General features: G+C 67.1%; 22 protein-coding genes. 10 read left to right on the plus strand and 12 right to left on the minus strand.

The window, feature by feature from the left end; translation table 11 throughout:
• Positions 1–27 precede the first annotated feature (27 nt).
• From dnaG to rpsU, 4 genes are all read right to left on the minus strand, one after another.
• Positions 28–1,767: a DNA primase gene (dnaG, locus tag AC5P7F_RS18810; RefSeq protein WP_032957772.1), complete on the minus strand. Its 1,740-nt coding sequence runs from the start codon at positions 1,765–1,767 to the stop codon at positions 28–30.
• A 61-nt stretch (positions 1,768–1,828) separates the two neighbouring features.
• On the minus strand, positions 1,829–2,749 hold the full coding sequence (locus AC5P7F_RS18815; protein ID WP_032957774.1) for a YihY/virulence factor BrkB family protein: 921 nt from the start codon (positions 2,747–2,749) through the stop codon (positions 1,829–1,831).
• A gap of 105 nt (positions 2,750–2,854) precedes the next feature.
• Positions 2,855–3,298 (minus strand): GatB/YqeY domain-containing protein, encoded by a 444-nt coding sequence (locus AC5P7F_RS18820; RefSeq protein ID WP_014645703.1) that lies wholly within the window; start codon positions 3,296–3,298, stop codon positions 2,855–2,857.
• Positions 3,299–3,431: 133 nt separating this feature from the next.
• Positions 3,432–3,647 (minus strand): 30S ribosomal protein S21, encoded by a 216-nt coding sequence (rpsU, locus tag AC5P7F_RS18825; RefSeq protein ID WP_002808376.1) that lies wholly within the window; start codon positions 3,645–3,647, stop codon positions 3,432–3,434.
• 166 nt (positions 3,648–3,813) lie between these two features.
• Here rpsU and tsaD point away from each other — a divergent pair, with 166 nt between their 5' ends.
• A complete protein-coding gene (gene tsaD / locus AC5P7F_RS18830; RefSeq protein ID WP_032957776.1) occupies positions 3,814–4,839 on the plus strand; it encodes a tRNA (adenosine(37)-N6)-threonylcarbamoyltransferase complex transferase subunit TsaD in 1,026 nt (341 codons plus the stop codon).
• Between the two features lie 33 nt (positions 4,840–4,872).
• Here tsaD and AC5P7F_RS18835 read toward each other — a convergent pair whose 3' ends face one another.
• Positions 4,873–5,538, minus strand: coding sequence for a hypothetical protein (locus tag AC5P7F_RS18835; RefSeq protein ID WP_164077712.1), 666 nt, complete (start codon positions 5,536–5,538; stop codon positions 4,873–4,875).
• A gap of 357 nt (positions 5,539–5,895) precedes the next feature.
• Between AC5P7F_RS18835 and folB the strand changes: the two genes are divergently transcribed.
• The 4 genes from folB (at position 5,896) to AC5P7F_RS18855 (ending at position 10,595) form a co-directional block, all read left to right on the plus strand.
• On the plus strand, positions 5,896–6,249 hold the full coding sequence (folB, locus tag AC5P7F_RS18840) for a dihydroneopterin aldolase (protein WP_005407807.1): 354 nt from the start codon (positions 5,896–5,898) through the stop codon (positions 6,247–6,249).
• A 91-nt stretch (positions 6,250–6,340) separates the two neighbouring features.
• The gene (locus tag AC5P7F_RS18845) at positions 6,341–7,612 is read left to right on the plus strand and encodes a mechanosensitive ion channel domain-containing protein (protein WP_164077713.1); all 1,272 of its coding nucleotides are present in this window, start codon (positions 6,341–6,343) and stop codon (positions 7,610–7,612) included.
• Positions 7,613–7,740: 128 nt separating this feature from the next.
• Entirely contained in the window at positions 7,741–9,915 is a 2,175-nt protein-coding gene (locus AC5P7F_RS18850; RefSeq protein ID WP_014645707.1) for a glycoside hydrolase family 3 N-terminal domain-containing protein, read from the plus strand.
• Positions 9,916–10,043: 128 nt separating this feature from the next.
• Entirely contained in the window at positions 10,044–10,595 is a 552-nt protein-coding gene (locus tag AC5P7F_RS18855; RefSeq protein WP_014645708.1) for a hypothetical protein, read from the plus strand.
• 111 nt (positions 10,596–10,706) lie between these two features.
• On the opposite strand, the gene AC5P7F_RS18860 is transcribed toward AC5P7F_RS18855, so the two are convergent.
• On the minus strand, positions 10,707–11,873 hold the full coding sequence (locus AC5P7F_RS18860; protein ID WP_197602892.1) for a PQQ-dependent sugar dehydrogenase: 1,167 nt from the start codon (positions 11,871–11,873) through the stop codon (positions 10,707–10,709).
• Between the two features lie 168 nt (positions 11,874–12,041).
• Between AC5P7F_RS18860 and yiaA the strand changes: the two genes are divergently transcribed.
• Positions 12,042–12,494, plus strand: a complete 453-nt coding sequence (gene yiaA, locus AC5P7F_RS18865; RefSeq protein ID WP_014645710.1) for an inner membrane protein YiaA — start codon at positions 12,042–12,044, stop codon at positions 12,492–12,494.
• 107 nt (positions 12,495–12,601) lie between these two features.
• On the opposite strand, the gene AC5P7F_RS18870 is transcribed toward yiaA, so the two are convergent.
• From AC5P7F_RS18870 to AC5P7F_RS18895, 6 genes are all read right to left on the minus strand, one after another.
• The gene (locus AC5P7F_RS18870; RefSeq protein ID WP_014645711.1) at positions 12,602–12,925 is read right to left on the minus strand and encodes a hypothetical protein; all 324 of its coding nucleotides are present in this window, start codon (positions 12,923–12,925) and stop codon (positions 12,602–12,604) included.
• Between the two features lie 110 nt (positions 12,926–13,035).
• Positions 13,036–14,337 (minus strand): amino acid permease, encoded by a 1,302-nt coding sequence (locus AC5P7F_RS18875; RefSeq protein WP_197602890.1) that lies wholly within the window; start codon positions 14,335–14,337, stop codon positions 13,036–13,038.
• The gene (locus tag AC5P7F_RS18880; RefSeq protein WP_049441421.1) at positions 14,334–15,095 is read right to left on the minus strand and encodes a L,D-transpeptidase family protein; all 762 of its coding nucleotides are present in this window, start codon (positions 15,093–15,095) and stop codon (positions 14,334–14,336) included. The genes AC5P7F_RS18875 and AC5P7F_RS18880 overlap by 4 nt, the downstream gene beginning before the upstream one ends.
• Before the next feature lie 15 nt (positions 15,096–15,110).
• A complete protein-coding gene (locus AC5P7F_RS18885; RefSeq protein WP_032957791.1) occupies positions 15,111–15,959 on the minus strand; it encodes a MurR/RpiR family transcriptional regulator in 849 nt (282 codons plus the stop codon).
• Positions 15,960–16,473: 514 nt separating this feature from the next.
• Positions 16,474–17,568, minus strand: a complete 1,095-nt coding sequence (locus AC5P7F_RS18890) for a dipeptide epimerase (RefSeq protein ID WP_014645715.1) — start codon at positions 17,566–17,568, stop codon at positions 16,474–16,476.
• Positions 17,565–19,004 (minus strand): C40 family peptidase, encoded by a 1,440-nt coding sequence (locus AC5P7F_RS18895; protein ID WP_134966454.1) that lies wholly within the window; start codon positions 19,002–19,004, stop codon positions 17,565–17,567. The genes AC5P7F_RS18890 and AC5P7F_RS18895 overlap by 4 nt, the downstream gene beginning before the upstream one ends.
• A gap of 132 nt (positions 19,005–19,136) precedes the next feature.
• Between AC5P7F_RS18895 and AC5P7F_RS18900 the strand changes: the two genes are divergently transcribed.
• Genes AC5P7F_RS18900 through AC5P7F_RS18915 form a run of 4 tightly spaced genes read left to right on the plus strand, consistent with a single transcriptional unit; the run spans position 19,137 to position 25,880 of the window.
• Positions 19,137–20,609 (plus strand): transglutaminase-like domain-containing protein, encoded by a 1,473-nt coding sequence (locus tag AC5P7F_RS18900; RefSeq protein ID WP_197602888.1) that lies wholly within the window; start codon positions 19,137–19,139, stop codon positions 20,607–20,609.
• 51 nt (positions 20,610–20,660) lie between these two features.
• Positions 20,661–23,660 carry a TonB-dependent receptor domain-containing protein gene (locus AC5P7F_RS18905; protein WP_197602887.1) on the plus strand — a complete coding sequence of 1,000 codons (3,000 nt, stop codon included), beginning with the start codon at positions 20,661–20,663 and terminating at the stop codon, positions 23,658–23,660.
• Positions 23,648–25,234 (plus strand): serine hydrolase, encoded by a 1,587-nt coding sequence (locus tag AC5P7F_RS18910; protein WP_197602885.1) that lies wholly within the window; start codon positions 23,648–23,650, stop codon positions 25,232–25,234. Before AC5P7F_RS18905 ends, AC5P7F_RS18910 begins: the two co-directional genes overlap by 13 nt.
• Positions 25,167–25,880, plus strand: coding sequence for a M15 family metallopeptidase (locus tag AC5P7F_RS18915; RefSeq protein WP_227864196.1), 714 nt, complete (start codon positions 25,167–25,169; stop codon positions 25,878–25,880). The genes AC5P7F_RS18910 and AC5P7F_RS18915 overlap by 68 nt, the downstream gene beginning before the upstream one ends.
• Positions 25,881–26,060: the final 180 nt, after the last annotated feature.

A 26,060-nucleotide genomic window follows, 5' to 3' on the forward strand; every position in this document is an offset into this window, starting at 1 on the left:
GGTCTTCTCCGTGGAAACGTTCTGCCGCTACAGGCGCAGTCCGGCGCGCGCCTTCAGCAGCTCGCGCAGCTCGTACTTGTCAGTATCGTCCAGGCCCTGCTGGCGCTGCTTTGCCAACAATTCCTCCAGACGTTGCACCAGCAGCTGTTTCTCCAGCTGTGCCACTGCGTCGTGCAGTTCCTGGGTCCAGCTGGCCTCGGTGCCGGGCAGCGTCTGTGCGGCCAGGGTATGCAGCGAGGCCTGTTCCTCGCGCCCGTCGAAGTGTTCCAGCAGGGCGCCGGTACTGATGTCCGGGCGCTGTTCGACCAGCCCCAGCAGCTCCAGCAGCAGTTCCACGCCGGGCAGGCGCAGGCCCTGGAAGTGGTGCTTGCCGCCCAGCGTCAGCGCCAGCGACGGCTGCTGCAGCAGTACGGCGATCGCGCCGCGCACCAGGCTGCGCTTGGCCACGGGCTGGATCGTCCGCTGCGGCTGGCGTTGCGGCATCGGCGCGCGCGTGGCCTGGGCAGTACCGCCCAGGCCGGTCAGCTGCGCCAGCTGCTGCTTCATCAGGTCGCCAAAGGCGCCGTCGGGAATCTGCGCCAGCATCGGCTTGGCGCGTTCGGCCAGGCGTGCCTTGCCATCGAGCGTGCCCAGGTTGATCTCGCGGGTCAGTTCGTCGAAGAAGAACTGCGACAGCGGCGTAGCCTGCTTCAGGCGCTCGTTGAACGCTTCGGCGCCTTCCTTGCGCACGATGGTGTCCGGGTCCTCGCCATCGGGCAGGAACAGGAAGAAGGCCTGGCGGCCATCCTTCATGCGCGGCAGCACCGATTCCAGCGCCTTCCAGCCGGCGCGGCGGCCGGCGGCGTCGCCGTCGAAGCAGAAGAACACGTCCGGTGCGTTGCGGAACAGCAGCTCGGCATGGTCCGGCGTGGTCGCGGTACCCAGGGTTGCCACCGCCTGGGTGACGCCGAACTGGAACAGCGAGACCACGTCCATGTAGCCCTCGACCACGATCAACCGCTCGATCTTCTGGTTGGCCTGGCGCACCTGCCACAGGCCGTACAGTTCGCGGCCCTTGTGGAACAGCGCGGTCTCGGGCGAGTTGAGGTACTTGGGGCCGTCGTCCTTCTCGAACACGCGGCCGCCGAAGGCGATCACCCGGCCACGGCGGTCGAAGATCGGGAACATCACCCGGTCGCGGAACTTGTCGTAGACGTGGCCGCGGTCGTTCTTGGAGAACAGGCCGGCGCGGTCGAGCAGCTTCATGCGCCGCTCGTCCTTGCCCAGCGCGTCGCGCAGGCCGCTGTAGCCATCCGGCGCGTAGCCGATCTGGAAGCGCGCGCGGTTCTCTTCGTCCACGCCACGGCCATCCAGGTAGCTGCGGGCCTTCTCGCTGCCCTCCAGGTTCTTCTGGAAGAACTTGGTCGCCGCGTCCAGCGCCGAGTACAGCTCGCGGCTGTCGTCCTGCTGCTGCGGGCTGCGCGGATTCTCGTTGCGCGGCACTTCCATGCCGGCGCGCTTGGCCAGTTCATCCACCGCGTCGAGGAACTCGAGGCGGTCGTAGTTCATCAGGAAGCTGATCGCGGTGCCGTGCGCGCCACAGCCGAAGCAGTGATAGAACTGCTTGGTGGGCGAGACCGTGAACGACGCCGATCGCTCGTCATGGAACGGGCAGCGGGCGGCGTACTCCTTGCCCTGGCGCTTCAACGGCACGCGGCTGCCCACCACCTCGACGATGTCGGTGCGGGCGAGCAGGTCGTCGATGAAAGCGTCGGGGATACGGGCCATGGGCAACAGGGCAGGGCGCGGTGCAGGACCACGCGACGGAACCGGGGGCGGTCGGCCTAGTTTACCCCCTGTCGGGCACCTGGCTGGCGGTTGCCGGATCAATGCCGGCTGCGGCCAGGTGATGACGCGCGCGCAGGCGCTCATCGATCACCGCCGTCATCAATGCGCCAACGAAGAACACGACGGTGGCGTAGTAGATCCAGACCAGCGAGATCACCAGCGCACCCATCGAGCCGTAGGCACTGCCGGGGGCCACGGTGGCGATGTAGACGCCGATGCCGTAGCGGCCCAGTGCGAACAGTGCCGAGGTGATGACGCCGCCGATGAAGGCCTGCCGCCAGGCCACGCGGCGGTCGGGCAGGTAGTGGTACATGAAGGCGAAGCCGACTGCGTAAAGCAGCAGGCTCGTGACGTACCCCAGCGCGGGCAGGATCGAGGGCAGCTGGGCGAAGGCCACCTGCAGTACCGTGGTGGCCGTCATCGACAGGATCAGCAGGAAGCCCAGGGCCAGCACCACGCCGAACGAGAACACGCGCTTGCGCAGCCAGGCCTTGAGGCCTTCCAGGCGCTCGCCGCTGGTGCGGAAGATCAGGTTCAGTGCGTTCTGCAGCTGGGCGAACACGGCGGTGGCGCCGACGAACAGCAGCAGCGTGCTCCACACACCCGCCAGCGAGCCGACATCCGGCTGGTTGTCGGCGTTCTTCAGAACGGTTTCGGCCACGGTAGCCGCGCTGCTGCCGGCCACCGAGCTGATCTGGTCGATCAGCGCCTGCTGGGCCGGTGGGTACAGCGAGGCGGTCAGCCACAGCAGCAGCACCAGCAACGGTGCCATCGACAGCAGGGCGTAGAAGGAGACGGAAGCTGCCTGGGTCAGCACGTCGACGTCGATGAAGCGCTTGGCCACCGCCATCGGAAAGCTGTCCTGCAGGCGCTTGAGGTACTTGTGCAGGGACACGGGAACGTTGGGCTCGGGTTCAACCATGTGTGCGGTTGTAGCAGGCGACCGACGAAGGTGCGGTGAAGCGGGTGCATCAATGGGGTCAGAGCCCTTCCGCGCTGCGGAAGGGATCCGACCCCAGGTGCTGGATTACGCCAGCAGCTGCTTGACCAGCTTGGAGACCAGGCCCATGTCGGCCTGGCCGGCGAGCTTGGGCTTCAGCGCGCCCATCAGCTTGCCCATGTCGGCCGGGCCGGCGGCACCGGTCTCGGCGATGGCGGCCTGGATGGCGGCCACGATCTCGGCCTCGCCCATCTTGGCCGGCAGGTAGGCTTCGATGACCACGATCTCGGCGCGCTCGATCTCGGCCAGGTCTTCGCGGTTGGCGGCTTCGTACTGGCTGACCGAGTCCTTGCGCTGCTTGACCATCTTGTCGAGCACGGCGATCACGGCGGTGTCGTCCAGCTCGATGCGCTCGTCCACTTCGCGCTGCTTGATGGCAGCGTTGATCAGGCGGATCACGCCCAGCTTGTGCTTCTCGCCCGCCTTCATGGCGGCCTTCATGTCTTCGGTGAGCTGCTGCTTCATGCTCATGAGGAACCTCGTGGTGGTAGGTGGGGCGGGGCGGCTGCCCGAACCCGGAAACGCAAAAAGCCGGCGACGCTCGCGCGTGCCGGCTTCGGCTCCATCGCGACAGGCAGGCCCGCCGCAATGAAGATGCGTCCGATCAGTACAGGCGCTGACGCTTGGTGACGTCGCGCGACGAGCGGCGCAGCTGACGCTTCACAGCAGCGGCGGCCTTGCGCTTGCGCTCCTGGGTCGGCTTTTCGTAGAACTCGCGCTTGCGGGTTTCGGCCAGCACACCGGCCTTTTCGCAAGTGCGCTTGAAGCGGCGAAGAGCAAACTCGAAGGGCTCGTTCTCGCGGACTTTGACGCTGGGCATGGAATCTCCGGGACACAGTAGAACCGGGTCACGCCCGGCGAGCCGCACATTATAGCGGCGAAACGACAAACTGCAAGCGGCCAACCCTGAATACGGGCCGGGGGTTCGAAAGCAGTGAGATCTGCACGTCCCCCGAGGGGGCCGCAGGGGCGTCATAATAGCAGGCATGCGAGTCCTTGGCATCGAATCTTCCTGTGATGAGACCGGCGTGGCGGTGTATGACACCGACCTGGCCGGCAGCGCGGCCCTGCGCGCCCATGCGGTCTACAGCCAGATCGCCCTGCACGCCGAATACGGTGGTGTGGTGCCCGAGCTGGCCAGCCGCGACCATGTCCGCAAGCTGCTGCCACTGGTACGCCAGACCCTGGCCGACGCCGGCCTGGGCGTGGGCGATATCGATGGCGTGGCCTACACCGCCGGTCCCGGCCTGGTCGGCGCGCTGCTGGTGGGCGCTGGCGTGGCGCGTTCGCTGGCCTGGGCGCTGGAGGTGCCGGCCGTGGGCGTACACCATATGGAAGGCCACCTGCTGGCCCCGCTGATGGAAGACGACCCGCCGGAAGCGCCGTTCGTGGCGCTGCTGGTGTCCGGTGGCCACACCCAGCTGGTGGCGGTGGACGCGATCGGCCAGTACCGCCTGCTGGGCGAGACCCTGGACGACGCGGCCGGCGAAGCCTTCGACAAGACCGCCAAGCTGATGGGCCTGCCGTACCCGGGCGGCCCGCAGCTGGCCAGGCTGGCCGAGCAGGGCACGCCGGGCGCGTACCGCTTCGCGCGGCCGATGACCGACCGCCCTGGGCTGGATTTCAGCTTCTCCGGCCTGAAGACCCAGGTCCTGATGGCCTGGCGCGACAGTGACCAGAGCGAGCAGACCCGCGCCGACATCGCCCGGGGCTTTGAGGACGCGGTGGTCGAGACCCTGTCGATCAAGTGCGAGCGCGCACTGGAAGCGGCCGGGACCAACGTGATCGTGGTGGCCGGCGGCGTCGGCGCCAACACGCGCCTGCGCGCCCGCCTGCAGCAGATGGCCGAGCGCCTCGGCGGCCGTGCCTGCTTCCCGCGGCCGGCACTGTGCACCGACAACGGGGCGATGATCGCCTTCGCCGGCGCGCTGCGCCTGCAGGCCGGCCAGCACAGCCCGCCGAAGGTGGATGTGACACCGCGCTGGGACATGGCGACCCTGCCGGCGGTCTGAGCCGGTGGCGCCGGGCCATGCCCGGCGGACGCATCACCGATGCACTGCCAACGGCGACGCCGCCAGCACGGTTGTCGCCCGCTCATGGCGCTGCAGCCAGCCCAGCGTGTGTGGGCAGCGGGCATGGATCAGCCGCCCGATCGCGGCCAGGTCGGCGCCGATGTCACGTTCCAGGACCGGCTCGTGGTGGGCGATGCGGTTGCGCAGGTGGCGGATGCGTCCGATATCCGCATGGATGGCTTTCCTGACGGCACTGGGATGAGCAGAGGGAGCATGCTGCAGAACCCTGCTGAGTGCGGGTATCCAAAGTGTGGAGTCGAAGCGACAGGTAAAGAGCTGCTGCCAGAACACCATCGGCAGGTTGGCGACGATCCCAGGTGTATCGGATACGCGGCTGGCAAGTTGTTCCAGTACCGTGCGCGGAGAAGTACTGGATGAGGTTGGCAGCCTCCGTCGGAAGGCATTATTCCAAGGCCAACGCGGGCCATGCTGCCTGGCGAGCACAGCTGCAGCGGCGTTGCGGGTGACCACTTCGCACAGATGGACCGGCATCATCAGTGCACTGCACATCCGCATGTTCCACAGGTACAGGGATTCGGCTGTGACGTCGGGGCTGCAGGTCGATGCGATTCTCTCGTAAGTAGACAGACGCTCCGCTGACAACGCGCGCCGCAGTACATCGTATGGAGCCATCGTCATGTGCGGTGGTGAAGGAGGAATCGATGTTCGCGAGAGTGGGCGGCGGCGACCATCAGGGAACGTCCTTGTCCGCGCGGCTGATTTTCTGCGTTTTGCCTCGGACGAATACCTGACCTGTCCTGTCGGATTTGGCCTTGACCGGCGATCTGGTCCTTGCCTAATCTGCGTGCCTGCGCCACCGGGACTCGCGGCTGGATTTCAGCTCCCCCCGGGGACAAACGGTAGTACCAAAGGGCCCCGCTAGCAGGGCCCTTTGTTTTTTCCGGGCCGCCCCACGCCGGTGGCCCACCGCCCGTTCCGGGCAGGCTCACCGCCGTGCCGTTACCATGGCCGCCTGTATTCGTGCCGGTAAGCGCAATGGACAAGGTTTTCATCGAGGGGCTGACGATCGACGCCCTGATCGGTATCTACGATTGGGAACGACGGATCCGCCAGGACCTGGTGTTCGACCTGGAAATGGGTTTCGACAACCGTCGCCCTGCAGCCACCGATGACATCGCCCACACCCTGAACTACAAGGCAGTGAGCAAGCGCCTGGAACAGTTCGTGCGCGAGTCGGAGTTCGGCCTGGTCGAGACCCTGGCCGAGCGCTGCGCGCAGATCGTGCTGGACGAATTCGACGTGAAGTGGCTGCGCCTGAAGCTGAGCAAGCCGGGCGCAGTGCGCGGCGCGCGCGCGGTGGGCGTGATCATCGAACGCACGCGGGACTGACCCGGTCGTGCCGGCCGCTGGCCGACAACCCCGGTCGTGCCGGCCGCTGGCTGGCAACCTTGGCAACAACGAAACAGACAGGAGACAACTGATGGTGGACGCGGTGGTGGCGGTACAGTGGCTGGAACGGCTGCAGAACACACTGGAACCCTATCCCGGCGCCTACCTGGCGTTGATGATCTCGGCGCTGCTGATCGCCGCTGGCCTGGCCAACTGGGTGACCAAGCGCATCCTGCTGCGCGGGCTGCGGCGGCTGCTGAGCCGCCTTCCGGGCGCTGACACTGGCCGCGGCAGCCACCTGATGCGGGTGATCTCGCGCCTGTCGAACGTGGTGCCCAGCCAGGTGATCGCCTCGGGCATCCGCATCGTGCCGGACCTGCCGCCGGGCCTGGTCAGCTTCATCATCGGCGCCTGCCAGGCGTGGGCGATCCTGACCGTGGTGCTGGCCATCTCGCATGCGCTGGATGCGGCCAACGATCTGTACGAGCGCCGCCCCGAGGCACGCAACAAGCCGATCAAGGGCTACCTGCAGGTCGCCAAGATCGTCCTCTTCGTGATCGCCGGCCTGTCGATCGTCGCTACCCTGGCGGGCGTCGACCTGCGCTATCTGGTCACCGGCCTGGGCGCGGCCACGGCGGTGCTGATGCTGATCTTCCAGGACACCATCCTGTCGCTGGTGGCCAGCGTGCAGATCAGTGGCGATGGCCGCGTGCGCATCGGCGACTGGATCGAGATGCCCAGCCAGAACGCCGACGGCGACGTCATCGACATCGCGCTGCACACCATCACCGTGCAGAACTTCGACAAGACCATCACCACCATCCCCACCAAGAAGCTGGTGACCGAGTCGTTCAAGAACTGGCGCGGCATGCAGGAGGCCGGCGGGCGCCGGATCAAGCGCGCGCTGCACCTGGACCAGCACAGCGTCGGCTTCCTGGACGAGGGTGACCTGGCCTTCCTCGGCGAGTTCGCGCTGCTGCGCGACTACCTGCGCGACAAGGAACAGGAACTGGGGCAGTGGAACGGGCGCCTGCGCGAGCAGGGCGTGGCCGAGGTCAACAGCCGCCGCGTGACCAACCTGGGTACGTTCCGGGCCTATGTGGAGCGCTACCTGCGCAGCCACCCGGGCATCCATACCGACATGACCCTGCTGGTACGGCAGCTGCAGCCGACCACCGAGGGCCTGCCGCTGGAGCTCTACTGCTTCACCCGCAGCACTGCCTGGGCCGAGTATGAGGCGGTGCAGTCGGACATCTTCGACCACCTGCTGGCGATCCTGCCGGCCTTCGGCCTGCGGGTATTCCAGGCCTCCAGTGACGCCATGTTGATGGCCGGGCAGCGCCAGTTGGCCGGCTCGGAGTAAGCTGCGGTGCCCCCGGCGGGGCCATACGGACCCCGCTGGTGGCTGAAACTGAATGAAGAAACCTCTCGCCAAACGGCTCGGGATCGCTAGAATGCCGGGCTTGTAAACGTTTTCATCAAGGACTGCCGGTGGCCTCCGATCGCATCGAATCCCTCATTGCCCAGATGACCGTCGAGGAAAAGGTCGGCCAGCTGGGTGTCTTCGCGGACATGGTCCGCCCGTTCGCCCCGGACGTGAACCCGGAAGCCAACGTGCGCAATGCCGACCAGGTGCTGCAGCAGGTGCGCGAGGGCAAGGTCGGCTCGCTGTTCAATGGTGTGGGCGCCGAACTGGGCCGCCGCATCCAGCAGGTCGCCACCGAGGAGAGCCGCCTGGGTATCCCGGTGATCCTGGCGGCCGACGTCATCCACGGCATGCGCACCGTGTTCCCGATTCCGCTGGGCGAGGCCGCCAGCTTCGAGCCGGACCTGGCCGAGCGCACCGCGCGCGCCACTGCGATCGAAGCCACCGCCGCGGGCCTGCACTGGACCTATGCGCCGGCCGTGGACATCGCCCGCGACCAGCGCTGGGGCCGTGGCGCCGAAGGTGCCGGCGAGGATGTGGTGCTGGGCTGTGCGTTCGCCGCCGCCCGCGTGCGTGGCTTCCAGGGCAGCGACCTGCGTGCGGCCGATTCGCTGCTGGCCACGCCCAAGCACTTCGCCGCCTACGGCGCGGTGATGGCCGGCATGGAATACAACATGGTGGACATCTCGCCGCAGACCCTGCGCGACGTGCACCTGCCGCCGTTCAAGGCCGCCTTCGAGGCCGGCGCGATCACCGTGATGTCCTCGTTCAATGACATCAATGGCGTGCCGGCCAGTGCCAATGCCGAACTGCTGACCGACATCCTGCGCGGCGAATGGAAGTTCCCGGGCGTGGTGATCTCCGACTATACCGCCGACATGGAACTGGTCGCGCACGGCTATGCCGCCGATGACCGCGATGCCACGGCCAAGGCGTTCACCGCCGGCCTGGACCTGAGCATGCAGAGCGGCTTCTATGCCGAGCACCTGCCCGGCCTGGTCGAGAGCGGCGAGGTGCCGATGGCGGTGCTGGATGAGGGCGTGCGCCGCATCCTGTGGCTGAAGGAGACCATCGGCCTGTTCGACGACCCGTACCGTTCGCTGGACCCGGCGCGCGAAGCGGATACCTCGCACATTGCCGCGCATGACGAGCTGTCGCGCGATGCCGCGCGGCGTTCGATCGTGCTGCTGAACAACCGTGACAACGTGCTGCCGCTGCAGAAGACCGGGCAGAAGATCGCGCTGATCGGCCCGTTCGTGCAGGACCGCGAGAACATCGAAGGCTGCTGGACGCTGTTCGGCGACAAGCAGCGTTACGTGGACCTGGAAACCGGCGTGCGTGCCGCCATCGGCGACGAAGCGCTGCTGGAAATCGTGCCGGGCTGCGAACTGGAAGCCGCGATTCCGGGCGGCACGGAAGCCGCTGTGGCTGCCGCACTGCGTGCCGACGTGGTGGTGCTGGCGCTGGGCGAACCGCAGCGCTACAGCGGCGAAGCACAGTCGCGCGTGGAGATCACCCTGCCGCCGGCACAGCAGGCGCTGGCCGAGGCCGTGGCGATGACCGGCAAGCCGCTGGTGGTGCTGCTGCGCAATGGCCGCGCGCTGGCATTGCAGGGCGCAGTGCGCAATGCGCAGGCCGTGGCGGTGACCTGGTACCTGGGCACGCAGACCGGCCATGCCGTGGCCGATGTACTGTTCGGCGACTACAGCCCGTCCGGCCGCCTGCCGGTCAGCTTCCCGCAGGTGTCCGGCCAGCAGCCGTACTTCTACAACCACCCGCGCACCGGCCGTCCGGAACTGCCGACCATGTCGGAGTTCAAGGCGCGCTGGCGCGAGATTCCTAATGAACCGCTGTACCCGTTCGGCCATGGCATCGGCTACACCACCTTCGCCTACGGCGTGCCGCAGCTGAGCACGGCACAGCTCGGCTGGGACGACACCCTGACCATCACCACCGTGCTGACCAACACCGGCCGCGTGGCGGGCGAGGAAGTGGTGCAGCTGTACATCCATGATCGCGTGGCCAGCCGCGTGCGTCCGGTGCGTGAACTGAAGGACTTCCGCAAGGTGGCGCTGCAGCCGGGCGAGTCAGCCGAAGTGGTGTTCACCTTGACCCGCGAGCAACTGGCCTTCACCGGCCGCGACGGCGTGCTGCGTGCCGAGCCGGGCCAGTTCGACCTGTGGGTCTGTGCCTCGTCGGCCGCCGGCGAAGCGGTGCAGTTCGAGCTGCTGAAGGCCTGATCGAAAAAAAGGGGACGGAGGGGATTAAGTCGTTTGTGCCAAAACGACTTAATCCCCTCCGTCCCCTTTTTTGTGGTCCTCACTGTGGCGGCGCTACCATCGGGCCTCCTGTTCGATGGAGTGCGCGCATGCGCCGGATGGCCTACCTGATTCCCGCCCTGCTGCTGGCGGCCTGTTCGCAGCCGGCGCCGCCGGCCGAGCCTGCAGCGGATGCGCCGCCGCCGATGGAGGCCAGTGCTGCTTCGACGCCTGCGGCTGAACCGGCGGCGCCGGCTGCCGAAGCCGCCGCTGCACCTGCCGCACCGGCAGCCGAGGCGGCCGCCGAGGATGCGCGTGCGCGCATCGAGTCGCTGCTCGGCGATGCCGCGCAGTTCGAAAAGGTCTTCAATGCGTTCAAGGCCGCCGTGGTCGGCGGTGATCGCGCTGCGGTGGTCGAGGAAGTGCGATTCCCCTTGAACATCAGCGGCGGAAAGAAGATCTCCGGCCCCGGAGAGTTCCAGCGCAACTACGAGAAGATCATCACGCCGGAGGTGGTCAAGGCGGTGTCCGCGCAGGACTTCGGCAAGGTGTTCGTCAACCAGCAGGGCGTGATGATCGGCAGCGGCCAGGTGTGGTTGAGCGGCCAGTGCCTGGACCAGGCCTGCACGAAGACCGAGGTGAAGGTCATCACCATCCAATGAATGCAGACGGCCCCGCGTGCGGGGCCGTTTGGCAAGGGTAGTGCCGGCCGCTGGCCGGCAACCGCAGGATGCCGGAAGGATCCAGGGTGCCGGCCAGCGGCCGGCACTACCTCAGGTCTTCGGCGTGATCTTCAGCAGGCGCGCCTTGCTGCCGTCTTCCAGCAGCCACAGCGCGCCGTCCGGGCCCTGTTCCACTTCGCGGATGCGCTCGCCCATGTTGAAGCGCTCGGCTTCGCGCGCGCTGTCGCCATCGAAGGCCACGCGCACCAGCGAGGTGGACGACAGGCCACCGATGAAGCCGCTGCCCTTCCACTGCGGGAACAGGCTGCCGCTGTAGATCACGAAGCCGGCCGGCGAGATCACCGGCGTCCAGGTCACCTTCGGCGCGGCGAATTCCGGGCGCGTATCGTGGTCGGGAATCGGCCGGCCGTCGTAATGGTCACCGTTGGAAACGATCGGGTAGCCGTAGTTGGCGCCACGCACGATCAGGTTCAGTTCGTCGCCGCCGGCCGGGCCCATCTCGTGCGCCCACAGCTTGCCGTTGGCATCGAAGGCCATGCCGAGGATGTTGCGGTGGCCCAGCGACCACACCTGTGCGGCCACCCCGCCCTGCGACGCGAACGGATTGTCGGCGGGCAGGCTGCCATCGTCGTTGAGGCGGATGATCTTGCCGAGGTTGCTGCCCATGTCCTGGGACGGATCGAACTTCTGGCGCTCGCTGGAGCTGATCCACAGCTTGCCGTCCGGGCCGAAGGCGAGGCGATGCCCGTAGTGACCCTCACCGCTGACCTTGGGGCTCTGCCGCCAGATCACCTTCAGGTCCTTCAGCTGGCCACCGCCGTTGGCATCCAGTGCCAGCGTGGCCCGGGCTACGGCGGCACCGCGGGTATCCAGCGTGCCTTCCTCGGCATAGCTGACGTAAACGACATGATTCCGGGCGAAATCCGGGTGCAGGATGATGTCGCCGAAACCACCCTGGCCAGCATAGGCGACCTTCGGAACGCCGGTGATCTCGTGCTTCTGGCCGCTGGCCGGGTCCAGGTGCTGGAGCTTGCCGCGCTTTTCGGTGACCAGCAGGCTGCTGTCGGGCAGGAAGGTCATCGCCCAGGGCTGGTCGAAGCGGCTGACTTCGGTGGCGGTGAACGGGCGCTGGTCGGTGGCGGCAGAGGCCGCCGTGGCGGTCTGCGCACCGTTGGCGGCCGGATCGGCGGCATTGCAGGCGGAGGTGGCAAGGATCGGCACAAGGCCGAGGGCGAGCAGCAGGGGCGTGCGGGTCATGGGTATCTCCAGTGCGGGGATGCGGATGGCCGGGCTGTCCCTTGTATACCACCGGCACCGTGAGCGTCGTGGCCCGAAGGTCCTGCGCCCCCTGTGCGAGCGCGGCGGGATCGTCTAGGGTGGGCACGCCCGGGCAAAGCGTGCCCGCCTGCCTGCCAAGGACCTGCAATGAACACTGCCATGCCCCACAAGCCGTCCACCGCCTTCATCGCCGCCTCCTGGGTGGCCCTGCTGCTGGGGGCGGCGGCGTACCTGATCGGCCTGTTCAACGCCACGATGGCGCTCAACGAGAAGGGCTACTATCTGACCCTGCTGCTGTTCGGCCTGTTCGCGGCGGTGTCGCTGCAGAAGAGCGTGCGCGACCGCGTCGAAGGCATTCCGGTGAGTGGCCTGTACTACGCGCTGTGCTGGTTCGCGCTGCTGTCGGCGCTGATGCTGCTGCTGGTCGGCCTGTGGAATGCCACGCTGGCGCCGAGTGAGAAGGGCTTCTATGGCATGGCGTATGCGCTGTCGCTGTTCGGCGCGGTGGCGGTGCAGAAGAACACCCGCGACCTGATCGCCGCCGGTGGGGGCGAGAGCAAGCGCAGCGCGATCGTGCCGCCGCTGCCGGAACAGGAGTGATCGATCCGGTGTAGAGCCGGGCGATGCTCGGCTCAGTCGAGCGTGGCTCGACGTTACAGACGAGGTGCGAGAGCCGAGCGCAGGCTCGGCTCTACAGAAGCCTGGCGCTATCGTGCCAGCCGCGGATCCGCCAGCTGTGCCTCCTCCCAGCCACGACGCACCGCATTGCGTGCCTGCGCCCAGTCCAGGCGGCTGCGGCCGCGTTCGTTGGCCCAGCGTGATTCGAGCTCGGCCTCGACCTGTTCATAGGCGCGGATCATGTCCTGTGCACGCGCGGCGTGGCCGATGCGATAGGCCGGCTCGTAGTCCTCGAAGAACAGCTGGTCGTCGTAGTACGGCTCGGCCGTGTAGCGTTCGCGCCAGTAGTTGCTGATCGCGTCGCGCGGCGTGCTGTCGTCCGGTACGCGGCCGGGGATCTGGTACTCGGTCATGGAAGGCTCCGTTGTGGACGTAGCCCGATCGTGCCTGTGTGGCGGTTAACGGCCCGGTCCGGCAGCGTGATCACCAGATCAATCCGCCGGGCATGGCCCGGCGCTATCGGTCATCCGGCGTCGGTATCTTTTCGCGGCAGCGTGTAGATCACCGCGCCGATGGCGAACGCCACCAGCGCAGCAGCGATGTTCTGCCAGCTGGCACTGGCGAACAGCGCCAGGCACAGCAGCAGCGCCAGCACCGGAATCAACGGCCCGCCGGGCAGCTTCAAGGCGCCCGGGCGGTCGGCGTAGCGCTTGGCCAGTACCAGGACTGCTGCGGCAGTGCCGATGTAGGCGAACAGGCGCGTCGTCATCGACAGCAGGGCCAGCTGCACGAACGAACCGGACAGGGCCAGGCCGAGCGCGATCAGGCCCTGGCAGAGGATCGACGCGGCCGGGGTGTGGAAGCGTGGATGCACCTGCGCCAGGATCTTCGGGCCGTAGCCATCGCGGGCCAGTGCGAACAGGAAGCGTGGGCCCATCATCATCGTGTTGCTGTTGGTGCCGAGGATGGAGATGGTGGCACCGACGGTCAGGATCAGCGCCAGTGCTTCGCCACCGAAACCGGCGGCGGCATCGGCCAGCGGGGTGGCCGAACTGGACAGGCTGGCCAGCGTTCCCTGCGCCACCACCTGCACCGCGCCGTAGATGACGGTGACGGTGATGATCATGGTGATCAGGGCGAACGGAATATCGCGGCGCGGATTGCGGTACTCGCCGGCGGCGGCCGGGATGTTCTCGAAGCCCGCGTAGGCGTAAAGCAGCAGCAAGGCGGCTTCGCCCATGCGCTGCAGGTCATGCGGGTCCGGGCGTTGGCCGGAGAAGGCCAGCTGTGGGTCGATGTGGAACGCACCGATGGCCACGAACAGCAGCAGCGGCAGCATCTTGCCGATCACCAGCACCACGCCGGTACGCGCGGCCGAGCGCACGCCGATGATGTTGATGCCGGTGAGGAAGCCCAGCGATACCACGATCACCGCGATGCGGCCCAGGCCGGCATCGGCCCACGGCCAGAAACGCGCAACCGCGTCGGCCAGCGCGTTGCTGAGCGCAGCGGCCGAGCTGATGCGGGTCAGCCAGATCATCCAGCCGATCTCGAAACCGGCGAAGCGCCCGAACGCCTCGCGTGCATACAGGTAGCTGCCGCCGGGTTCATCGAAGTAGCTGGCGGCCTGCGCATAGCACAGCACCAGCAAGGCCACGACGATGCCGGCGGCGACCACGCCCCACAGGCTGAAGGGGCCGAGCAGGGCGACGGTGGCGGCCGGCAGCAGGTAGATGCCGCTGCCGATCACATCGTTGATCGACAGGCCGACGATCTGCCAGCGGCTGACCGCGCGTTGCAGCTGCGGTTCGTCCTGCGTGCTCAACGGACGTCTCCGGCCAGCGCGGGCAGTTGCCACTGCGCCTGCAGGCGCTTGTACTCCGCGCGCGGCAGCAGGACGAAACGCGGCGCGTCCTGCGGCCGCAGCCAGTCCAGCAGTGCCTGCATGCGTTCCTGCGGCATGGCCGTGCAGCCGGCGGTGGCCTCGCCGGGCTGGCGCCACAGATGGGCGAAGATGCAGCTCCCCTTGCCGGGCTGGTTGTCCGGGTTGTGGGCGATGACGAAGCCTTCCCGGTAGCGCACGTCGCCCTTGTTGTGCAGGTCCAGCCGCATCGGCTCGGTGGAGCCCTTGACCGCTGCATTGCCGACCTTCTTTTCATCGACGATGCGGTTGTAGAACGGCGAACCGGGTACGTCCATGCAGTAGCTGCTGTCCAGCATCGGCTGGTAGGGCATGGCAGTGCCGCGGCGGGTGACGGCATAGCCGAACGCACTGCCGAGCGCGAATATGCCGGCCGGGCTGCGGCCATCGCCTTCCTGCTTCTGCGGGCCATCGGCCTGTGCCGGATGCAGGCCCAGGCCCCAGGCGCTGCCGGTGCGGCCAAGCGCCACCGGGAACGCCTGGCCATGCGGGTGCCAGCCCTGGCCGTCGCGCACATAGGCCTGCAGTTGCCCCTGGGTGCTGTCCCAGCCTTCGCTGGTGACCACGATCAGCTGGCGCGCGCCATCCAGCGGCGCCGCGTGAACGGACACCGCCGTAGCAAGCAGCAGTGCAGCGGTAGCGAGGCGGACCAGCGATTTCATCAACAGGTGCTCCGATCAGGAATCCAGCAGGTGGTCGATCCGCTCCAGGTTCACCGCAAGCTGCTGCTGGCGATCCGGATTGGTGTGGCAGAGCAGCACGAACAGGAAATCGAGCAGGGCGTGCATGGCGCTACGGTACAGCAGCTGCGCGACCTGTGGCGTGCGGTCGTGCGCGCAGACCGCCAGTGCCGCATCCGCATGCGCGCGCAGCGGGTTGGCGGTGTGGCGGGTGATGGAAATCACCTTGCCACCCATGTCCTGGAACTGCCGCGACAACTGTGAAAGCTGGGGCAGGTTGCCGAACTCGGAGAACATCAGCAGCGCATCGCCGGGGCGTGCGGCCGAGAGGTTTGCCAGCATCAGGATCGGATCGGTATGCGGCACCACCAGCAGTCCGAGCAGCGACAGCCGCATGGCGAACTCGCGGGCGAACAGGCCGTCGTCACCCAGGCCGTAGACGAACAGTTTGGGCGCACCGTCGAGCAGCTGCACGATGCGCTCGATCTCCCCGCGTGGATTGGCCTGGCGTGTTTCCTCCTCGGCCTGCGCCTTGCTGCGGCGCAGGGCCTCGCCCAGGCGCAGGTAGTCATCGCCGCTGTCGGGTTCGTCGGGCGCCTGCTGCGGATCGGCACCTGCGCGGGCCACGTCCTGGCCGATGGAGTACTTCAGATCCGGGTAGCCCTTGAAGCCAAGCTTCTGGCTGAACTTCACCACGCTGGACTGGCTGATGCCGAGCGCGCTGGCCAGCTGCTGGGAGGAGTAGTCGCGCAGCAGGTGGGCGTTGTCGAGGATGAAGTCGGCGATGCGGCGCTCGATGGCCGACATCTGCCCACGCTCGGTGCGGATCTTCAGCAGGGGCGGCATGCGGGGTGTCCGGGGGTCTGCAAAGGCGTTGCGGTTGGCCGCATAAAGCGAATTATGGGGTGGGTCGGGCGGGTGGGGATTGCGGGGGACGCCGCAAGTACGTCCGTGTAGGCTTGGCCGCCGCATCCATGCGGCGGACACCCCCGCAAGCCCCACCCGCCCGACCCTGGACACATCGCGCGCGTGCCAGCCGCGAAGGGATTACGGGGTAGGGCAAAAACAAGCGCTTCCACGCGTGGCGTGGATCTACTGGGTGCAGCTGTTGCATTGGACGTTGAGTCCGCCTTGTAGCGAGCCGAGCACCGCAGGTCCGGCGAGGGCGAAGAGGCGCGGGTGTCTGAGCGCAGCGAGTTCCCGCGCCGTCCCTCGACGGGCCGAGGAGCGCAGGGAACCGGTGCGTAGCACCGGCTCGCGGCCGGCGGAGCGTTTCTTTTGGTTACTTTTCTTTTCGCGAAAAGAAAAGTAACGCGCGACCCAACGTCAGTGGCACGCAACGTCAGCCGCAAGGCAGAGATCAACCCAGCATCTCCAGCCCGCGCACTTCGGTGATGCCCAGCCCCGGCACGTCGCTGATGCTGATCTCCGATTCGTTGAAATGCACGCCGCCGCTGACCGGATCGAACTGGCCCAGCGAGGGGCCGTCCAGATCGACCTTGGTGATCACATCGCTCTTGGCCACGGCCAGGTGCACGGCGGCGGCCACGCTGATGCTCGATTCGATCATGCAGCCGATCATGCACGGCACGCCGTAGATGCCGGCAATGTCGGCGATGCGGATCGCGTTGGACAGGCCGCCGGTCTTCATCAGCTTGATGTTGATGATGTCGGCCGCGCGCTGCTGGATCAGGTCCATCACCTGGCTCGGGCTGAACACGCTTTCGTCGGCCATCACCGGCGTGTTGACGCGGTCGGTGACGTACTTCAGGCCGCTGATGTCGGCCGCTTTCACCGGCTGCTCCAGCAGTTCAAGCACCACGCCGGCGTCTTCCAGGGTACGCATCGCATGCACTGCCTGCTTGGCGGTCCAGCCCTGGTTGGCGTCCAGGCGCAGCAGGGCGCGGCCTTCCACGGCGGCATGGATCGCCTTGACCCGTTCGATGTCCAGGCCGATGTCCTTGCCGACCTTGATCTTCAGCGACTCGAAGCCGCGTTCGATTGCCGACAGCGAGTCGGCCACCATCTTGTCGATGTAGTCCACGCTGATGGTGATGTCGGTGGTGATCACCGGGTCGCCACCACCGAGCATCTGGTACAGCGGGGCGCCGTGCAGCTGCGCCCACAGGTCGTACAGCGCGATCTCCACCGCCGCCTTGGCGCTGGTGTTGCGCTCCATCGCGGTCTGCACCAGCGTGCACAGGTGGTTGAGGTTGACCACGTCCTGGCCGATCAGGCGCGGGGCAATGAAGTGGCGGATCGCTTCGATGATCGAGCCGTGCGTATCGCCGGTGATCACGGCGGTGGCCGGGGCTTCACCATAGCCGGTGTTGCCGGTGTCGGTGCGGATCAGCACCACCACGTCTTCCACGGTTTCCACCGTGCGCAGGGCGGTCTTGAACGGTGTCTTCAACGGCACGCGCAGCATGCCCAGTTCGATGGCGGTGATCTTCATTCAGGAGTCTTGGCCCGCAGGCGCTGGATGTTGGTGATGCGGTCGATGTAGCGGACGGTATCGCTGGCCATCATCGGCTCCAGCGGCGTGACCGAAACACCATTGAGATGGGCCTGCACGCGCGTGCCGTCGGCACCGAACCAGCTGCCGCCCGCCGTATCGTGGATCACCCACGTACGACCGTCGACGTGGCCGATGGCCATCATCACGTGGCCGGGGATGTAGACCAGATCGCCGACCTTCAGGTCGGTGACGGCACGGTCGCGCAGTGCCTTGCCGTCCTTGCCGGTGAACGGCAGGCGATCCAGCGCCGGGCTGACCGCCTGTGCACTGGTATTGCGTGGCAGCAGCACGCCGAAGCTGCGGTAGATCTCGGAGACGAAACCGCTGCAGTCGCGGGTGTCGTAGTCGTGGCCCCAACCGTAGCGCTCGCCGAGGAACTTGAAGGCCTGCTGCAGCAACAGGCGCGGGGTCAGGGCCAGGTAGTCGGCGGCGGTGTCCTGCGAGCGCGGCAGCAGGGCCGGTACCAGTTTCAGGCGACCATCTGCCTCGCGTACCGGCAGCTGCACCACCCACGATGCGTGCGCCTGCTGGCCGTTCACCGGTTCTGACGCGGGCCAGTCGGCCAGCACCGGCAGGCGCACGCCCATGTCCAGCTGCAGGCGCGAGACACGCGGTTCTTCCGGGGTGTAGGCGGTCTGCGCGGTGGCACCGGTGATGATCCGGTAGGGTCCCTTCGCGCCGTAGCCGAGCACCGTGGCCTTGTCGCCGCTGGCGATGGCGTCGGCTTCGATCCACGCGCTGTAGCGCTCGCTGTGCACGAACAGCCAGCGGCCGTCGGCACTGCGGTGGACCACGGCGACCTTGTCGCCGGGGAACAGTGCCGATTCCTGGAAGCGGTCGATGTCGGTGTCACCGACGGTGCTGAAGACGCGCTCGCGGGTGGGGAAGGTGCGCAGTGCGGCACGCTTCACCACCAGCCCGTAGGCCGGTGCCACCTGGGCGGGGATTGCATCAAGGCCGAGGTTGGCTTCGATCGCGCTGCGCAGGGCCGGCGCGATGGGCGTGCCCTTGTCGCTGTAGAGGGTGCGCGTGGGCCAGCTCGACAGCGCGGTGATGCTGGCACGCACCGTCGCCGCATCAAGCTGGGCTGGCAGCGCCGCGATGTCGCGGATATGGCTGTCCTGCGCCCGCATCCGTGCGTTCTGCGCCTCGATCTGCGCGCGATCCAGGATCGGCGCATCGGCGTTGTCCAGACGCGCCGCCCAGTACTGCGGCGTCAGGTAGGCCTCGTGCAGGCCGATCACATAGGGCAGCGGTGCGCCGGGATCGGGCGCCGGGGCGGCCTGTGCAAAGGCCGGTGCGGCCAGCAGGCACAGGGCCAGGGTCAAGCGGCGCGGCCAATGCCGGTGCCGTTCGCGGGAAGCCAGGCTCATGCGGTGCACACCCTCCTCGAATGCCTTGTGGAATATTTATTCCTTTCGGCATCGAAAGCAAGAATAAATTATTGACCGGCATCCCGGCCCGTGTTACACAGCCGTTACCACCCGCGCTGGGGAAGTGTCGCTGTGGATCCTGCCATTCGCAAACCGCGTCTGCCTGCTGCTGCCGGCCTGTGTGCCGCGCTGCTGCTGTGGGTGTCGGTCACGCAGGCGGCAGACGGGCGCAGCAGCCAGCAGCGTGCGCGCCAGGCGCAGGTGATCGACCTGATCGACGGCGGCCGCTTCAGCGACGCCGATGCGTTGCTGGCGACAGGGAGCGATGCTGCCGAAGGCGCGTTCCAGCGTGAGCGCATGCGCCGCATCCGCCTGGATCTTTCCCTCGACGAAACCGCCGCCAAGTCTGCCGTGCGCCGCTGGATTCCCGACCTGACCGACGAGGAATTCGCGCGTTGGGACCAGCTTGGCCTGATCGAGCATCTCGATATCGATGGCGAGCGTTGGTACTTCAAGCGCGCACCGTCGAACCTGTTCCTGCTCAGCGACGAAGCACGCGCACGCCGCCGTGCGGATGCACCGATGCCGCCTCCAGGGCCCAACGAAGTGCTCAACGCGCACCACACGCGCGTGGTCGCCGCGGCCGAACAGAGTGGCCGGGCGTCGGTGCTGCCGCAGCGTATCGAATTCACCCAATCGCTCACGGTGAAGGCCGATGCCGTGCCGGCCGGCGAAACCGTGCGTGCCTGGATTCCGTACCCACGCGAGATCCCCGGCCAGCAGGAGCAGGTGCAGTGGCTGGGCAGCAGCCCAGGCAAGGCGCGGGTGGCACCGGCCAGCACCTTGCAACGCACGGCCTATCTGGAGGCCAAAGCGGTGGCCGGGCAGCCGACCCGCTTCGAGATCCGCTACGCGGTCACGATCTTCGCCCGGCACACCGCGATCGACCCGGCCGTGGTGCAACCGACCCCGGCCGATACGGCGTTGAAGCCGTATCTGGCCGAGCAGCTGCCGCATGTGCGCTTCACCCCTGCGTTGAAGCTGTTCTCCGACCAGGTGCTGCAGGGCGAGACGCGCCCATATGAAGTGGTGCGCAAGCTGTTTGCTGCGGTCGACCGTATTCCCTGGGCCGGTGCGCGCGAATATTCCACGCTCAGCAACATCAGCGATTACGCGCTGCGTTCCGGCCATGCCGATTGCGGGCAGCAGACCCTGCTGCTGATCGCGCTGCTGCGCCTGAATGGCATTCCCGCGCGCTGGCAGTCGGGCATGGTGTTCTCCGACGATGGCAGTGGCTACAACAACCTGCATGACTGGGGACAGGTCTACCTGGCGCCGTATGGCTGGCTGCCGATGGACGTGACCACCGGCGCACTGGCCAGCGATGTGCCGGCCCTGCGCAACTTCTACCTGGGTGGCCTCGATGGCTACCGCATCGCCTTCAACGATGATTTCGGCCAGCCCTTCGTGCCGGCCAAGCAGCACTTCCGCTCGGAAACGGTCGACTCGCAGCGCGGCGAGGCCGAGTGGGCAGGCGGCAACCTGTACTTCGACCAATGGAGCTACGACTTCCAGTGGCGGGTACTGCCAGCCAGGCAACGCTAGCGCGACACATCGCATTCCACACCATTCAATTCTTGCAGGAGAGAGCAGGGGATGAAGGCTTACAGCATCAAGCGGGCGGCGTTGTGCGTCGCTCTCGGGGCGTGTCTGGGCGTGATCGCGCCCAGCGCATTCGCACAGGATGGTTCAGTGGTCGGCCGGCTGGTCAGCGATGCCGGCCAGGTACCGGCCGGTGCCACGGTGACCGTACGCAACCCGGCAACGGGCTTCGTGCGCTCCGTGCAGGCCGAAGCCAACGGCAGCTACCGCATTCCGCTGCTGCCGGTCGGCACCTATGAGATGGAGGTGAGCCTGCCGGGTGGAGGCGCCAGCCGTGTCGGCCAGGTGACGGTCAGTCTCGGCAGCGCGACCACGGTGAACGTGCCGCTGGGTGCGGTCAGTACCCTGGGCACGGTCGAAGTGCGGGCGCCGCAGGTGGTGTCGATGGTGGATGTGAAGTCCACCGAGTCGGCCACCAACATCACCCGCGAGGAGCTGTCGCGCCTGCCAGTGGACCGTGACATCACCGCGGTGGCGCTGCTCGCGCCGGGCGCGGTGAAGGGCAAGGGGTCGCTGGGCGGGCAGGGCATTTCCTTCGGCGGTTCGTCGGTGGCCGAGAACACCGTCTACATCAATGGCCTGAACGTCACCGACTTCTACAACCGGGTCGGCTTCTCGTCGGTGCCGTTCTCGTTCTACCAGGAATTCCAGGTCAAGACGGGCGGCTACTCGGTGGAGTTCGGACGCAGCACCGGCGGCGTCATCAATGCGGTGACCCGCTCGGGCAGCAACGATTTCAAGGCCGGTGCCGAACTGGTGTTCGAGCCGCGCGCGTGGCAGTCGCAGGCACGCGACCGCTACGACGGCAGCGGCAGCCGCTACATCACCGCCAGCCGCGACGACTACAGCCGCAGCGCGCTGAATGTGTTCGCTTCCGGTGCGCTGGTGCAGGACCGCCTGTTCTTCTTCGGCATGTACGAGGCGCGCGACTACCGTCCCACCTCGACCAATGATGCCGGCACGCGCCTGAGCCAGGGCAAGGCCGATGATCCGTTCTGGGGCGGCAAGATCGATTGGCAGATCACCGACAACCAGATGCTGTCGCTGTTCGGCTTCTCGGACAAGAGCAAGACCCTCACCGACGTCTACGCCTACGACTACGCCACGGGGCAGACCGTGGGCGAGCGCAGCAACCAGATCTACAACACGGTGGGTGGCAAGAACTGGTCCGGTACCTACAGCTGGCAGGTCAACAACGACCTGACCATGAAGCTGATGTACGGCGAGAACAAGCGCAACCGTGTGCAGAGCTCGTTGATGGACCAGAACTGCAACCGCGTGTTCGACAACCGCACGGCCGGCCAGGGCGTGCCGCCGTCGCTGCAGGGCGACCGCAGCTGCACCAGCAGCTCGCAGCTGGAGTCGGCGCTGGACACGCGCAAGGCCGCGCGCGCGGACTTCGAATGGACGTTGGGCAACCACCTGCTGCGGTTCGGCCTGGATCGGGAAGAGAACACCTCCGATTACAGCCGCGCCTATCCGGGCCCGGGCGGCTTCCGCTACGACATCTACTACCGCACTCCCGGCAGCTCGCTGAACGGTGGCGTGGTGCCGGCCAGCGGCGTGGTCGTGCGCACCCGTCGCTATGAAGTGGACGGGGCCTTCGAGACGATCAACTCGGCCTACTACCTGGAAGACAACTGGCAGGTGACGCCGAATCTGCTGCTGAACATGGGCCTGCGCCTGGAAGCCTTCGACAACAAGGGCGGCGACGGCAGCAGCTACATCAAGATCGACGACATGCTGGCCCCGCGCCTGGGCTTCTCCTGGGACGTGCGCGGCGATGGCACGACCAAGGTGTTCGGCAACCTGGGCCGATACTTCCTGCCGGTGGCCAACGTCATCAACATCAAGCAGGCCGGTGGTTTCCTCGACGAGCGCACCTGGTACGAGTTCCTCGGCTACACCGGCGCAGCCAACAACATCCCCAACCTGGGCGCGCAGATCGGCCCGGTGGACAACTCGCAGGGCGACGGCAGCGTGCCGGACCTGCGCGCGGAAGTGAACCGGGACATGGACCCGGTCTACCAGGATGAAGCGATCCTGGGCTTCCAGCAGATGATCAACGAGGCCTGGTCGGTAGGCGCCAGCGTGACCTACCGGCGCCTGCACAATGCCATCGATGACATGAACATCACCGCGACCGGCCAGTGTGGTGCCATCGACGGCGTGTGGATCATGGGCAACCCGGGGCGCACCAACACCGTGTGGGGTGACACCGACTGCGACGGCCGCAACGATGGCTGGATCAGCATCGACACCTCGAAGGAAGGTTGGGCGCTGTATGACGACAACGGCAATTATGTCGGCCAGCGCGGCTGGGTGAAGCCCAAGCGTGACTACAAGGCGCTGGAACTGCAGGTCGACCGCGCGTGGGACGGCAAGTGGGGCTTCAACGCCTCCTACACCCTTGCATACGGTCGCGGCAACGCAGAGGGCCCGGTCAACTCCGATACCGACTTCGCCGATGCAGGGCGCACCGAGAACTTCGACAATCCGTGGGTGAACTACGGGGGCTATGGCTACCTGGCCAATGATCGCCGCCACCAGTTCAAGTTCCGAGGCAGCTACGCGCTGACCGAGAACCTGAGCGTGGCCGCCACCCTGGGCGTGCAGTCGGGCAGCCCGATTACCCGCTTCGGCGCCGGCAATCCGTTCGACGACACCGACTTCCACAGCTACTACGTGTGCGTGTCCAACTGCCAGGCGACGGTTCCGTCCCAGCGCGTGTTCGTGCATTCGCCACGCGGTGGCGATGGCCGCACACCCTGGACCTATGACCTGGACGTGAGCGTCTCGTACAAGGTGCCGATTCCCACCGATCTGCGCCTGAAGCTGGCGGTGTACAACGTGCTCAACCAGCAGCGCGTGGTGACCGTGGACCAGGACTACGAGCCGCAGGACGGCATCGGCACGCCGAACCCGCTGTACCGCTACGGCACCGGCTTCCAGTCACCGCGCTATGCGCAGTTGACCGTGACATGGGCCTACTGAAGCCCGCACGGCAGGCTCGAAACTGCGTCTGCGCGGCGGCGCTGGCGGTGTTCCCGGTTGCGTTGGCACAGACCACCGCGACCGCCTCCCTCGATGCCGATGTCGCTGCCGTCGTCCAGCACGAGCACCTGCCCGGGCTGGCGATGGCGGTGGTCGACAACGGGCAGGTGGTCTATCGCCACGCCGAGGGCGCGCGTGGCGATGGCGGCCGCATCGACGAGGACACGTTGTTCAAGATCGCCTCCAACAGCAAGGCGATGACTGCTGCACTGCTGGCGCGGCTGGTGCAGCAGGGCAGGCTGCGCTGGGATGATCCGGTACAGCGGCATCTGCCGGGCTTCCGCATGCACGATGCGTGGGTGGGCCAGCAGATGCAGGTGCGCGACCTGCTGATCCACAACAGCGGCCTGGGCCTGGGCGCCGGGGACCTGATGCTGTGGCCGGAACCGAACGCGTTCACCCGTGCCGACATCATCGCCGGATTGGCGCATATCAAGCCGGTCAGCAGCTTCCGCAGTCACTACGCCTACGACAACCTGATGTATGTGGTGGCCGGCGAAGCGGCGGCGGCAGCGGGTGGCAAGCCGTATGACCAGCTGATGCGCGAGCAGGTGTTCGAACCACTGGGCATGATGCGCTGCCAGGTGGGGGCGTGGTCGGTGAAACGCGTGGGCAACGTAGCGCAGCCGCATGCCTGGCGTGGCGAACGCAATGAAGTGGTGAACGCCGATGGTGGAACCAGCCCGGACCTGCCGTCGATGGCGGCCGGCGGCATCCGTTGTTCGTTGCGCGACATGACGCGCTGGATGCAGGTGCTGCTCGATCCCACCCTGGCGCCCGGCTGGCTGGACACGGAGCAGCGCCGCACGCTGTGGACCCTGCACATGCCGATGCCGCTGGGCGAGCGCCAGCGGCGCTGGGACAATGCGCATTTCTACGGCTATGGCTATGGCTGGCGCGTGTCCGACATGGACGGCCAGTGGAAGGTGGCGCACACCGGCACGTTGTCGGGCATGTACTCGTCGCTGGCGCTGCTGCCTGATCGGAAGGTGGGCGTGGTGATGCTGATCAACGGCGAAGGCGAGGACGCACGCATGGCCCTGATGCAGGCCGCGCTGAAGCGCTTCACCGCAGCGGACGATGCGCGTCCGGCGATGGACTACCTGGCCGAACTGAAGGCTGACCAGGCAACGTGGGCCGCGACCGGCCATTCGCGGCCATCCACCGCGGCGGCGCAGGAGACGAGCCGTACGGACCTGTCCCGCTGGCAGGGCCGCTACCGCGATCCGTGGCTGGGCGCGGCCTCGCTCTGCCCGGGCAAGGACGGCCTGCGTTTCAGCGTGGACAAGTCGCCCAGGCTGCAGGCCACGGTGCTGCAGCTGCAGGGGCGCTGGCTGCTGCGCTGGGATACGCTGGGCGACGAGGCGCAGGCGTGGCTGCAGCCAGGCGAAGGCCCGGCACCGACGCTGGACCTGCGCGCCATCGACCCGGACATCGACTTCAGCTATGACTTCCAGGACCTGCACTTCACTCGTACTGGCGACTGCGCTGGCGGCGACCACCAGCGCCGCTGAGCCACCGCGCGTTTCACCGGCAACCGACGCGGCCAGCGCCGGACTGGTGGAGATCCGCACGTTGTCGCCGCGCATCGACCTGGATATCCGCTATGCCGGTGCCAACAACTTCACCGGTGCGCGCGTGCCCGGCTACGAGGCGCCATCGTGTTATCTGCTGGCGCCGGTGGCGAAGGCGCTGGCACAGGTGGAACAGGACCTGCGCGGCGATGGCTTCGGCCTGCGCCTCTACGACTGCTACCGGCCGGTGCGTTCGGTGCAGGCGTTCATGGCCTGGGTGAACGATCCGCGCGAGCGCTCGCGCAAGGCACAGCAGTACCCGGACCTGGACAAACCACGGTTGCTGGCCGACGGCTACATCGCCGAGCGCTCTGGCCATAGTCGTGGCGCCACGGTTGATCTGGGCCTGCTGGATTGCCGCAGCGGTGCATGCACGCCGCTGGACATGGCCACCGACTTCGATTTCTTCGGTCCACGCGCGCATACGCAGGCAAGCGGATTGAGCGATGCGCAACAGGCCAATCGCCAGCAGCTGGTGCGCGCGATGGCGCGGCGGGGCTTCGTCAACTATCCGCAGGAGTGGTGGCACTACACCCTGCAGCCCGAACCGGATCCCCGCACCGCGTACGATGTCCCGGTACGGTAGGGGCATCGGCAGGGCTGCGCCCCGCCTCTGACAGTTTCCCGCGTGGTCCGTTGTAGAGCCGAGCCCATGCTCGGCTGCTCCTTGTTCAATCGTCGAGATATTCGATTTGGATGGAGATTCATCCACGCATGGCGTGGATCCACTGTGGCTGCCGATTGGGTCCGGCGCAGATCCCTTACA

Source organism: Stenotrophomonas sp. YJH_SMC_105-26 (assembly GCF_059368915.1).